Raw genomic sequence first — 10959 nt, forward strand, 5'->3', positions numbered from 1 at the left:
CCCCACCCGTCAACGAGAAAATGAAACTTTCTGTCGTTTTCGTGACAGAGCCCCGAAAAATGGCGAAAATCCGCGGTTTCTGATCGCCGCTGACGCCGTCGGGGATGACCGTTTGATGACCATCCCCGCCGAATCAGCGGCGAATCATGCCAGAATCAGCCCTGCATTCCCTGAATCGCGGCAAAGGCACGCACCGCTTCCGCCTCGTCGCCGCCCCAAACAGCATGGCTGACCGCGAGAAAGTCCGCCCCCGCCTGCACCAACGGCGCTGCGTTAACCGGGGTGATTCCGCCGATCGCCACGCAGGGAATCTCGAACAGGGCCGACCACCAGGAGAGGATCACCGGTTCGGGGCGATGCTCGGTCGTCTTGGTGCTGGTCGGATAGAAGGCGCCGAACGCGACATAATCGGCCCCCGCCTCCCCGGCATCCATCGCCAGGTGGCGGCTGTCATGGCAGGTCACGCCGATCTGGACGTTGGGGCCAAGGATCGTGCGCGCCTCGCGGGCGTCGCCGTCCCCCTGCCCCAGGTGCACGCCGTCCGCGCCCAGGCGCTTGGCCAGGCTCACGCTGTCATTGACGATGAACGCCACTTCGGCATCGGCGCAGATCCGCTGCAGCGGCTCGGCGAGCTTGGCGGCCTGGTGCTGGTCAATGTCCTTCACCCGGAACTGAAAGGCGGCGACCGGGCCGGCATCGAGCGCGCGGCGCAGGCGATCGGCAAAGCCGCCGGTCACGTCGAGCGGCGAGATCAGATAGAGCTGGCATGGCGGGCGACGATCGTCGCGGACGAACTTTTCGGCAAAGCCTTCGAGGTTCGCTTCGTCTTCGAGATCGTCGAAGGGATCGGACATGGGATACTCCGCTGCTGAAATCGGGCGGAACTCTACCGCCTTTGGCGGCGGGCATTCCACCCCCTGTCCATCGGGGTCAAGCAGCGGCAGTTATGCGGCGGCGCCGTCCGGGCGAACCCGTCGGCGCCGCCGGGGCAGGTTTCAGGCTTCCTCGCCCTTGTAGATCGAGACCAGCTTGTCGAGCATCGCCAGCGCTTCGGCGCGCGGGCGCTGGAAGGTGTTGCGGCCGATGATCGAGCCGTTGCCGCCGCCGGCGAGAATGTCGCGGGCGTCCTGATAGACGGCATCGGCGCCCTTCGAAGCGCCGCCGGAGAAGACGACGATGCGGCGGCCAGCGAAGCAGCTCTGGACGACATGGCGCACCCGGTCGCCCTGGTTGGACCAGTCGGTGCCCTCATAGAGCTTCTTGGCCTCGGCCTGCTCGATATTGGCGGCAGGCAGCTTCACCTTGATGATGTGCGCGCCGAGCAGTGCCGCCATGTGCGCGGCATAGGCGCCGACGTCCAGAGCCAGCTCGCCGTCCTTGGTGAGCTTGCCGCCGCGCGGATAGGACCAGATCACGGTGGCAATGCCGACCGAGGCGGCCTGAGCGCGCATTTCCTTGATCTCTTCCATCATCTCGAACACGCCGTCGGCACCCGGATAGATGGTGAAGCCGATCGCCGAGCAGCCGAGGCGCAGCGCATCGTCGACGCCGCCGGTCACCGCCTGGTCGATGCCGGTTGCCCAGCTGTTCGAGCTGTTGACCTTGAGGATCGTGGGGATCTGGCCGGCGAAGGTATCGGCCCCTGCCTCGATCATGCCGAGCGGGGCGGCATAGGCCGACAGGCCGGCATCGATCGCGAGCTGGAAGTGATAATGGGGATCATAGGCGTCCGGGTTCACCGCGAAGCTGCGCGCGGGGCCGTGCTCGAAGCCCTGGTCGACCGGCAGAATGATCAGCTTGCCGGTGCCGCCGAGCCGGCCCTGCATCAGAATGCGTGCGAGGTTCGCCTTCACTCCCGGATTGTCGGAGCCGTAATTGTCGAGGATCGCTTTGACGGCCGGCGTGATGCCCATGATGTTCCCCTGGCTGGTGATGTCGAACGCGTCCCTATCGCGCCCCTTTCCCTACGAAAAGGCTGACAACGTTGCCGAGTTGCTGCGGAGCAAAACTAATTCCGCAGCTGCGTAACAGCTCCAGCACCTGGCGAGGAATTGGTGTTTTATTGGTCTGCCCGATGGCTGTGATTGACGCGACAGACGGCGACGCTAGCCTAAGCATCGGGGCGAGATCAGGGGGAAATCGAATCATGTGGGATCGACGGCGCATGCTGCAGGCAGGCGCAGGGCTGATGTTGCCGGCGCTTCCGGCGCGCGCGACAGCGGCCAAGCCGAAATTGGGCGAACCGGCACCTGAGGCCGAATTGACGCTGAATCGGTGGCGAGAAGGTGAGGCTGTCCGAGATGCGCGGCGACGTGGTCGTGCTCAACATCTGGGCGACGTGGTGCGCGCCGTGCCGCGAGGAATTACCGCTACTCGATCGATATTATGCGCTCCAGAAGCGCCACGGCCTGCGTGTCTATGCGCTAACCACCGAATCTTCGGTGCCGCTCTACAAGCTGAAGCCGCTGTTCGAGACGCTGAGCATCCAGCCGACGAAGAAGATCAAGGGTCTCTACGACGCGATCGATGGGGCGGTGCCGTCCAACTATGTGATCGATCGCGCCGGGGTACTGCGCTACGCAAGAGCGGCGGCATTCCGTCTGAACGACCTGAACCGCGAACTGGTGCCGTTGCTGAAGGAGCCGCGGCCGGACTGACGGCGCCGCGCGTCACCTCCCCCGCTCGGGGAGGTGACGGCCTCACGGAGATCCGAAGATTGCGGTTCAGCGCGCCAGGGCAGCGACGCCGGGCAGTTCCTTGCCTTCCATCCATTCGAGGAAGGCGCCGCCTGCGGTCGAGACGAAGCTGAACTCTCCCGCCACGCCGGCCTGGTTGAGCGCCGCCACCGTATCGCCGCCGCCGGCGACCGAGACGAGCTGGCCTTCCTTGGTGAGCGCCGCCGCGGTGCGGGCAAGCGAGACCGTCGCCGCGTCGAACGGCGGGATCTCGAACGCGCCCATCGGGCCGTTCCACACCAGCGTCTTGCAGGTCTTGAGCACGTCCGCCAGCGCCTCCGTGGCGGCGGGGCCGACGTCGAGGATCATCTCGTCGGCGGCGACTTCGTGGACGTTGACGGTGCGGACCGGCGGGTTGGCGCGGAATTCCTTCGCGACCACCACGTCGTACGGCAGGTGCACGGTGCAGCCCGCCGCGTCTGCGGCATCCATGATCTCTTCGGCGGTGCCGGTCAGGTCGTGCTCGCACAGGCTCTTGCCGACATCGACACCGCGCGCGGCGAGGAAGGTGTTGGCCATGCCGCCGCCGATGATCAGGTGATCCACCTTGGCGACGAGATGCTTGAGCACGTCGAGCTTGGTCGAGACCTTGGCGCCGCCAACCACGGCTGCCACCGGATGCTCCGGATTGCCCAGCGCCTTGTCGAGTGCGTCGAGCTCCGCTTCCATCTGGCGGCCGGCGAACGCCGGGAGCTTGTGGGCAAGCCCTTCGGTGGAAGCGTGCGCGCGGTGCGCGGCCGAGAAGGCGTCGTTGACGTACAGATCACCGAGCGCGGCGAAGCGATCGACCACGGCCGGATCGTTCTTCTCTTCTCCGCCGAAAAAGCGAGTGTTCTCGAGCAGCGCGATGTCGCCGTCGTTCAGCGTCGCGACCGACGCGGCGTCGCCTTCCCAGTCAATGTAGCGGACCGGGCGGCCGAGCACCTGCTCGAACGGCTTCACCACCTGGGCAAGCGAGAGCTCAGCGCTGGGCACGCCCTTGGGCCGGCCGAAATGCGCGAGGACCAGCACCTTGGCGCCCTTGTCGGCGAGTTCGGCAACGGTCTGGATCGCGGCGCGCAGCCGCGTGTCGTCGGTTACCTTGCCGTCGGCCATCGGCACGTTAAGGTCCTCGCGGACCAGCACCCGCTTGCCGGTGATATCGCCCATGTCGTCGAGCGTCTTGAAAGTGCGCGCCATGCTGAACCCCTCGCGTTTGAATTGCTGCGCGAGCGGCATCCTGATGGCGGAGCGCTCGCACCCTGCGCTTGTGCCTTTGGTCGCTGTGCCGCCCCCGCCCCACCACCGTCATCCCGGCGAAGGCCGGGATCCATTGGCCTGAACGTCCTGGCTCCTGTCTCGCCCGAGTGGCGAATGGATCCCGGCTTTCGCAGGGATGACAGAAGAAGCGTTGCGCAGCGACGCTACGGCCGCCTCGAAGATGGGAGGGGCTGAATTGCGGGCGTTGGCCCGTTCAGCCGTCCTCCCCTCCCCCAACCCCTCCCGCAAGCGGGAGGGAGATTTAGAAGTGTCCTCCCCGCGAGCGAGGAGGACGTTTACATCAGAACCCCGCCATCACCGTCGCGGTGTCGATCATGCGGTTCGAGAAGCCCCACTCGTTGTCGTACCAGCTGACCACGCGGACCAGCTTGCCGTCGATCACTGCGGTTTCCAGGCTGTCGACGGTCGACGAGGCCGGAGTGTGGACGATGTCGGCCGAGACGATCGGATCGGCGGTGTAGACCAGCACGCCCTTCAGCGGCCCGCTCTCCGACGCGGCCTTGAGCACCGCGTTGACTTCCTCGACGCTGGTGTCGCGGCTCGGCATGAAGGTCAGGTCGACCAGGCTGCCGTCCGGCACCGGCACGCGGACGGCCGAACCGTCGAGCTTGCCCTTGAGCTCCGGCAGCACCTCGCCCACCGCGCGGGCAGCACCCGTCGTGGTCGGGATGATCGACATGGCAGCAGCGCGGGCGCGACGCAGGTCCGGGTGGATCTGGTCGAGGATCTTCTGGTCGTTGGTATAGGCGTGGACCGTCGTCATCAGGCCGCGCTCGATGCCGATCGCGTCGTTGAGAACCTTGGCAACCGGCGCCAGGCAGTTGGTGGTGCACGACGCGTTCGAGACGATGGTGTGCTCGGCGGTCAGCTTGTCGTGGTTCACGCCGTAGACGACGGTGAGGTCGACATTCTTGCCCGGTGCCGAGATCAGCACCTTCTTGGCGCCGGCGTCGATGTGCTTCTGCGCGTCTTCACGCTTGGTGAAGAAGCCCGTGCACTCGAGGACGATGTCGACACCGTTCTCGGCGTGCGGGAGGTTTGCCGGATCGCGCTCCGCGGTCACCTTGATGCGCTTGCCGTCGACGACGATGTCGTTGCCGTCGGCTTCGACCGTGCCCGGATACTTGCCGTGGATGCTGTCGCGCGAGAACAGCCATGCGTTCGACTTGGCGTCCGACAGGTCGTTGATCGTGACGAGCTCGAGGCCGCTTTCGGGGCGCTCGAGGATCGCGCGTGCCACCAACCGGCCGATACGTCCGAAACCGTTGATCGCAACCTTCGTCATGCCTGTTCTCCGTTCAGCTTAGCGAGGATCTGCGGAACGATGGCGTCCGCAGTAAGACCGAAATGTTCGTAGAGGCCAAGATAGGGGCCCGAAGCGCCGAAGCCATCCACACCGAAGCGCAAACCATCATTGCCGGTAAAGCGCTCCCACCCGAAGGTGGTGCCAGCCTCGATCGATACCTTGAGCGCATCGTGCGGCAGGATGTCGCGCTTGTAGGCGGCGTCCTGCGCGTCGAAACGCTCGAAGCACGGCACAGAGACGACGTCTGCGCCGATGCCCTGGGCCTCTAGCGCCTCGCGCACGGCGACGGCGACCTCGACTTCGGAACCCGTGGCGAGCAGCACCACCTTGCGCGGCGCTTCGGCCTCCAGCAGCGCATAGGCGCCGCGGGCCGAGCGGTTCTCGGCGGCCTCGGTGCGCAGCTGCGGCAGGTTCTGGCGGCTGAGCGCGATCAGCGCGGGGCCGTCGGTCTTGGCGAGCGCGGCTTCCCAGGCTTCCGCCGTCTCGACGACATCGCACGGACGCCACACGTCGAGGTTGGGGATGACGCGCAGGCTCATCAGATGCTCGATCGGCTGGTGCGTGGGGCCATCCTCGCCAAGGCCGATCGAGTCATGCGTCATCACATAGACGACGCGGGCGTGCTGGAGCGCCGAGAGGCGGATCGCCGCGCGGGCATAGTCGGCGAAGACGAGGAAGGTGCCGCCATAGGGGATCACGCCCCCGTGCAGCGCCATGCCGTTCATCGCGGCGGCCATGCCGAATTCGCGGATGCCGTAGTTGACGTAGCGGCCGCCATAATTGTCGGCGTCGAGCCGCTGCATGCCCTTGGTAAGCGTGTTGTTCGAGCCGGTGAGATCGGCCGAGCCGCCGATCGTCTCGTCCAGGATCGCGTTGACTGCTTCCAGCGCCAGCTCGGACGCCTTGCGCGTCGCGACCTTCTGCGGGCTGGCGAGCAGCTGCTGGACATGCGGCTGGAGCAGGCCAGGCTGCACGTCGCCGCGGCGTTCCCAGCCGAGGCGATCCGGGTGCGCGGCCAGGCGATCCTTCCAGGCGGCGTGCGGTGCGGCGCCGCGCGCACCGGCTTCGAGCCAGGCGTCGCGGATCTCGCCCGGGATCTCGAAGGGCGCATGGTTCCAGCCCAGCGCGGCGCGCGCGGCGGCCACTTCGTCCTTGCCCAGCGGCGAGCCGTGGACCTTGGAGGTACCGCCCTTGTTCGGCGCACCCTTGCCGATGATCGTGCGGCACTTGACCAGCACCGGCTTGTCGCTGGCGACTGCCTCGTCGAGCGCGCGGACGATATCCGCCTCGTCATGGCCGTCGCATTCGACGACGTGCCAGCCGGTGGCGCGGTAGCGCGCCGGAATGTCCTCGACCGACGAAAGCGAGACCGGGCCGTCGATCGTGATGTTGTTGTCGTCCCACAGCACGATCAGTCGGTTGAGCTTCAGATGCCCGGCGATGCCGATCGCTTCGTGGTTGATGCCTTCCATCAGGCAGCCGTCACCGGCGATTACCCAGGTCTTGTGGTCGACAAGGTCGTCGCCGAACACGGCGTTCAGATGCCGCTCGGCAATCGCCATGCCGACCGCCATCGCCAGGCCCTGGCCCAGCGGCCCGGTGGTGCATTCGACTCCCGCCAGCTCGAAATTCTCCGGGTGGCCGGCGCAGGGGCTGCCGATCTGGCGGAACTTCTTGATGTCGTCGAGCGTCGGGCGGGCATAGCCTGTCAGGTGCAGCAGTGAATAGAGCAGCATCGAGCCATGGCCGGCCGAGAGCACGAAGCGATCGCGATCGGGCCAATAGGGATCGGCGGGATCGAACTTCAGATAGCGCTGGAACAGGACGGTCGCGACGTCGGCCATGCCCATCGGCATGCCGGGATGACCCGAATTGGCGGCCTCGACCGCGTCCATGGAGAGCGCGCGGATCGCATTGGCGCAATCGGCAAAGGATGCTGTCACGTGATATTCCCCGTTTGGTCGCCGACGCCTTTGGAAGCACGGGGGCCGCGCGTCAACCGTTCGGCGCAACCGTGCACGAGGGGCATTGTGCCGCGCCGGCCTTGCCGCTGCGGCGATCCATGCTATCCGGCGGCATAATGTCCGACCTAGTATCAGATCGTATCGAGCGGGCCCTGAAGCGCATCGAAGTCGCGGTTGCGTCGCAGGCGCTTGTGCGGACTCGGCTGGAAGCACGAAACGAGGCGTTACGAGCGCGAATCGAGTCGGCGATTGTCGAGCTTGATGCGCTGATCGCCGTCGAACGTGAGGCCGAGGCCGAGGTCGCGGCGCCCGGTGATGAAGAGGACGAAAGCTGATGGCAGACATCACGCTCCAGGTTGCCGGGCGTAGCTACACGGTCTCTGCGCGCGACGAAGACATGCCGCACCTGCGCGCGCTGGAGGCGCGGATCGGCCACCACGCCGATGCGGCGATGCGCGCGGCCGGCGGCCAGAGCGGCGAGCGCACCCTGCTCTACCTTGCGCTGATCCTGGCCGATGCCTTGGACGAGGCCGAGAAGAAGCCCGCAGCCGCACGTTCCGACACATTGCTCGAGCGGATCGCCGATCGACTGGAAGCCGTTGCCGAAGCCCTTGAGGAAAGCGGCGAGACGTCCTAAATAGGGCTGTGGCGGGAACTGCCCGGTGCGAGCCTTAGCAATTATCCCTGAGGCTATAATCTTCATCCATGGGAGCTGTCCCTGTGCAGATCCTGGTCTGCAACATATGGTTCCCACCTGACGTTCTGTGCGTCGGTGGATATTCAGGCCAACGGCCCATGGTGGTTCCCGTCACACCCATGCTGCCAACCCCATGATCATGGACAAGCCCGCCCTTCGGGCAAGGCTCCGCGCCGAGCGCGACCTGTTCGCCTCGCAATCCAGCACCGCGATCTGCGCCCCGGAGGCGTTCGTGGAGCGGCTGGCGCCCGGAATGACGGTCGCAACCTATTGCCCGGTCGGCAGCGAGGCCGATCCTACCCAGCTCGCCGCAGCCGCCGCCGAACGGGGCTGCGCGCTGGCATTGCCGCATGTGATCGACCGCGCGGCCCCGATCCGCTTTCTCGCCTGGGAAATGGGCACGCCGCTGGTCGCGGGACCGTTCGGGCTACGCCAGCCCGATGCATCGAGCACGGAAGTGGCGCCGGACGTGATCCTGACGCCGCTGATCGGCTTCGATCCCCGCTTCAATCGGCTCGGCCAGGGCGCAGGCCATTATGATCGCGCTTTTGCCCGGTTCGAGAATGCCTGGCGGGTGGGCGTCGCCTGGTCCGCGCAGGAAGTCCCTGCCCTGCCCGCCGATATCTGGGACGTGCCGCTCCACGCCGTGGTGACCGAGCAGGGCATGCGCTGGCACGCCGAGCCATGAACCCCAGCTGGCGCAAACCCGCCGGCGCGCTGGCGATCATCGGGTTGATCCTGGTGTGGGTAGTCGTGGTCGCGAGCTTCTCTGGGCAGATCGGGCGCCTGCCGATCCTGGTGCAGACGCTGATCTACCTGACGCTGGGGATTGTGTGGATCCTGCCGCTCAAGCCGCTGCTGCGCTGGATGGAGACGGGGCGCTGGCGATAGAGAATCGGGTGGCCAGCAGGCTCAAGTCCATCTCCAATTGGCTGACGAGCGTCGCAGTCGCCATGGCACTGATTGTGCCCTTCTTCGCTATAGCTTCGGAACATGGCTGGCTGGCTCCCCTGCTGTGGCCGCTTTCTCCGATCTACTGGCTCGCCGTCGCGGGCTGGGCGGCCTGTGTCGGGTGCGTGCTCCGCTGGCAGCGGCAATGGTGGCTGCTGCTTACCGCCCTTCCAGTCCTCTATCCCGCGGGTCTTCTGGGCATCTTGTTGCTCCTTCTATCGGGCGCCAGTATTTTCTGACCGCACGGCAGTCGCGCCGCCGCGCACGGCGGCGCGGGAAATCACTTCCGCTCGCGGATCGCCTTGAACTCAGACCCCGCCTTCCACGTCGGCCATGCCGTGCCGTTCGCCAGCTCCACACCGATCGTCCCCAGCAGGTCGATGTCCTGCACCGCACCCGCAAGGTTCCAGTCCGGCCCCCAGGCGTCGCAGGCCTGGTGGTAGCATTGGCCGGTATAGGCATCGATCCACGCCTGGCCGGCCGCCACGCCGCCCTGCTTCAGGTCCGAGGCCCCGGCGATGCCCATCAGCAGCAGCGTCGGCACACCCTGCTTGGCGAAGGAGAAATGGTCGGCGCGGTAGAACAGCCCGCGCTCGGGCAGCCCCTCGGGCGTCACCCGGCGCCCTTGCGTCGCGGCGACGCGCGCCATGTCGTCCTCCAGCGTGTTCTGGCCCTTGCCGACCAGCACCACGTCGTTGGCGAGCCCTGCGGTCTGGAGGATGTCCAGCGTCAGGTTGGCGACCGTCTTGGCCATCGGCACCACCGGGTGTTGCGTATAATAGAGCGAGCCGAGCAGTCCCCGCTCCTCCGCGGTCCACGCCGCGAAGACGACGCTGCGCTTGGGCTTGGGGCCCGCCTGCATCGCCCGGGCGATCTCCAGCAGCCCGGCGATGCCGAGCGCATCGTCGTTGGCGCCCGCGCGGTAGATGCGGCCCTTCGCATCGGGCTTGCCGGCGCCATACGCATCCCAGTGCGCGCCGAACATCACCGCCTCGTCCGGCCGTTCGCTGCCGGGGATCTTCGCCAGCACATTGTAGCTGTCGACCTGCTCGGCGGTGACCGGCACGTCGGCAGTGAAGCGCACGCCCTCCAGCGGCACCGGCCGGAAGCTCGCCTTGCGCGCCTCGACCCGCAGCTTGGGCAAATCGAGCCCGGCCGACGCGAACAGCCGCGTCGCCGCCCCGCCCTCCAGCCAGCCCTGCAGCGCCACGCTGGTCAGTTCCTCGGGCTTGCGGACGATGTCGTAATTCTCGCCGCCGCTGCTGATCACGACGTTCCAGCCATAGCCCGCGCCGGGGGTATCATGGACGATCAGCGCGCCGACCGCGCCGCGCCGTGCCGCTTCCTCGAACTTGTAGGTCCAGCGGCCATAATAGGTCATCGTCCGGCCGCCGAACTTGCCGGCGATCGCCTCGCCCTTCTCGGCGGCGAAATCGGGATCGTTGACCAGGAACACCGCGACCTTGCCCTTCAGGTCGACGCCCTTGAAATCGTCCCACTGCCGCTCGGGCGCAGTGACGCCGTAGCCGACGAACACCACCGGCGCGTTCGCGATTCGCGCAGCGGCATCGGGGCGAATCGTCGAGACGTAGAGGTCCCTGGACTGCTCGACCGGCATCGCCCCCCTGGGGCCGTCGAATCGCAGTGTGGCGGGCGCACCGAGCCGGGTGTGGAGCAGCGGCACCTTCTGGAGCCACTGGCCGTCCGGACCGGCCGGCTCCAGCCCCAGCGCCGCGAATCGCGCGACCAGATAGCCGAGCGTGCGGTCCTCGCCCCGCGTGCCGGGCGCACGGCCTTCGAACGCGTCGGACGCCATCGTGCGGACGGTCTGCTCGATTCGCTTCGAATCGGCAGCGATCTGGGCGGAGGCAGGAAATGCGGTAGTGGCGAGGAGAAGCGCGGAAAGCGCAGCGGCGCGAGCAGACATGCGGATCATCGCAATGGCTTAGCGCATAAACGGGAGGGCCTGCAAAGGGCCCGGCCAGCGCGCATGTCCCTCTTTTCCGAGGAGATGCGCCGCATGGCGCGAGTGACGGGGCTCGAACC

Annotated in this window: 12 protein-coding genes, 1 tRNA gene and 1 other RNA gene (1 of these 14 only partly in view); 7 read left to right on the top strand and 7 right to left on the bottom strand. The window is 66.8% G+C overall.

Going from position 1 to position 10959, the window contains the following annotated elements:
• Positions 1-155: 155 nt before the first annotated feature.
• Both thiE and V7E00_RS09425 read right to left on the bottom strand, forming a co-directional pair.
• Positions 156-854 carry a thiamine phosphate synthase gene (thiE, locus tag V7E00_RS09420; RefSeq protein WP_333572419.1) on the bottom strand — a complete coding sequence of 233 codons (699 nt, stop codon included), beginning with the start codon at positions 852-854 and terminating at the stop codon, positions 156-158.
• A 141-nt stretch (positions 855-995) separates the two neighbouring features.
• A complete protein-coding gene (locus V7E00_RS09425; RefSeq protein WP_333572420.1) occupies positions 996-1913 on the bottom strand; it encodes a class I fructose-bisphosphate aldolase in 918 nt (305 codons plus the stop codon).
• 372 nt (positions 1914-2285) lie between these two features.
• On the opposite strand from V7E00_RS09425, the gene V7E00_RS09430 reads away from it, so the two are divergent.
• On the top strand, positions 2286-2657 hold the full coding sequence (locus V7E00_RS09430; protein WP_333572421.1) for a TlpA disulfide reductase family protein: 372 nt from the start codon (positions 2286-2288) through the stop codon (positions 2655-2657).
• A 66-nt stretch (positions 2658-2723) separates the two neighbouring features.
• Here the strand turns inward: V7E00_RS09430 and V7E00_RS09435 are convergent, their stop codons facing one another.
• From V7E00_RS09435 to tkt, 3 genes are all read right to left on the bottom strand, one after another.
• Entirely contained in the window at positions 2724-3914 is a 1191-nt protein-coding gene (locus V7E00_RS09435) for a phosphoglycerate kinase (RefSeq protein WP_333572422.1), read from the bottom strand.
• 361 nt (positions 3915-4275) lie between these two features.
• On the bottom strand, positions 4276-5280 hold the full coding sequence (gene gap / locus V7E00_RS09440; protein ID WP_333572423.1) for a type I glyceraldehyde-3-phosphate dehydrogenase: 1005 nt from the start codon (positions 5278-5280) through the stop codon (positions 4276-4278).
• Positions 5277-7244: a transketolase gene (gene tkt, locus V7E00_RS09445; RefSeq protein WP_333572424.1), complete on the bottom strand. Its 1968-nt coding sequence runs from the start codon at positions 7242-7244 to the stop codon at positions 5277-5279. Before tkt ends, gap begins: the two co-directional genes overlap by 4 nt.
• Here tkt and V7E00_RS09450 point away from each other — a divergent pair.
• From V7E00_RS09450 to V7E00_RS09475, 6 genes are all read left to right on the top strand, one after another.
• Positions 7235-7600, top strand: coding sequence for a hypothetical protein (locus V7E00_RS09450; protein WP_333572425.1), 366 nt, complete (start codon positions 7235-7237; stop codon positions 7598-7600). The two genes, tkt and V7E00_RS09450, sit on opposite strands and share 10 nt — an antisense overlap.
• Positions 7600-7902 carry a cell division protein ZapA gene (gene zapA, locus V7E00_RS09455; protein ID WP_333572426.1) on the top strand — a complete coding sequence of 101 codons (303 nt, stop codon included), beginning with the start codon at positions 7600-7602 and terminating at the stop codon, positions 7900-7902. Before V7E00_RS09450 ends, zapA begins: the two co-directional genes overlap by 1 nt.
• Before the next feature lie 12 nt (positions 7903-7914).
• Positions 7915-8074, top strand: a non-coding RNA gene (ssrS, locus tag V7E00_RS09460) — 6S RNA.
• A gap of 27 nt (positions 8075-8101) precedes the next feature.
• Entirely contained in the window at positions 8102-8650 is a 549-nt protein-coding gene (locus V7E00_RS09465; RefSeq protein WP_333572427.1) for a 5-formyltetrahydrofolate cyclo-ligase, read from the top strand.
• Positions 8647-8853, top strand: a complete 207-nt coding sequence (locus tag V7E00_RS09470) for a DUF2842 domain-containing protein (protein ID WP_333572428.1) — start codon at positions 8647-8649, stop codon at positions 8851-8853. The genes V7E00_RS09465 and V7E00_RS09470 overlap by 4 nt, the downstream gene beginning before the upstream one ends.
• A gap of 62 nt (positions 8854-8915) precedes the next feature.
• Positions 8916-9152, top strand: coding sequence for a hypothetical protein (locus V7E00_RS09475; RefSeq protein ID WP_333572429.1), 237 nt, complete (start codon positions 8916-8918; stop codon positions 9150-9152).
• Positions 9153-9193: 41 nt separating this feature from the next.
• Here the strand turns inward: V7E00_RS09475 and V7E00_RS09480 are convergent, their stop codons facing one another.
• Complete coding sequence (locus tag V7E00_RS09480) at positions 9194-10849, bottom strand: M28 family metallopeptidase (protein WP_333572430.1); 1656 nt, start codon at positions 10847-10849, stop codon at positions 9194-9196.
• Positions 10850-10934: 85 nt separating this feature from the next.
• Positions 10935-10959, bottom strand: a tRNA-Asp gene (locus tag V7E00_RS09485); it runs 152 nt beyond the window's last position.

The sequence above is a fragment of the Sphingomonas sp. genome (genome assembly GCF_036731925.1).
Taxonomy (GTDB): Bacteria; Pseudomonadota; Alphaproteobacteria; order Sphingomonadales; family Sphingomonadaceae; genus Sphingomonas.

What these genes read in the sequence shown, in the direction of transcription:
- thiE (WP_333572419.1), bottom strand. Translation starts at nt 854, where the DNA reads ATGTCCGATCCCTTCGACGATCTCGAAGACGAAGCGAACCTCGAAGGC.
- V7E00_RS09425 (WP_333572420.1), bottom strand. Translation starts at nt 1,913, where the DNA reads ATGGGCATCACGCCGGCCGTCAAAGCGATCCTCGACAATTACGGCTCC.
- V7E00_RS09435 (WP_333572422.1), bottom strand. Translation starts at nt 3,914, where the DNA reads ATGGCGCGCACTTTCAAGACGCTCGACGACATGGGCGATATCACCGGC.
- gap (WP_333572423.1), bottom strand. Translation starts at nt 5,280, where the DNA reads ATGACGAAGGTTGCGATCAACGGTTTCGGACGTATCGGCCGGTTGGTG.
- V7E00_RS09450 (WP_333572425.1), top strand. Translation starts at nt 7,235, where the DNA reads ATGCTGTCACGTGATATTCCCCGTTTGGTCGCCGACGCCTTTGGAAGC.
- zapA (WP_333572426.1), top strand. Translation starts at nt 7,600, where the DNA reads ATGGCAGACATCACGCTCCAGGTTGCCGGGCGTAGCTACACGGTCTCT.
- V7E00_RS09465 (WP_333572427.1), top strand. Translation starts at nt 8,102, where the DNA reads ATGGACAAGCCCGCCCTTCGGGCAAGGCTCCGCGCCGAGCGCGACCTG.
- V7E00_RS09470 (WP_333572428.1), top strand. Translation starts at nt 8,647, where the DNA reads ATGAACCCCAGCTGGCGCAAACCCGCCGGCGCGCTGGCGATCATCGGG.
- V7E00_RS09475 (WP_333572429.1), top strand. Translation starts at nt 8,916, where the DNA reads ATGGCACTGATTGTGCCCTTCTTCGCTATAGCTTCGGAACATGGCTGG.
- V7E00_RS09480 (WP_333572430.1), bottom strand. Translation starts at nt 10,849, where the DNA reads ATGATCCGCATGTCTGCTCGCGCCGCTGCGCTTTCCGCGCTTCTCCTC.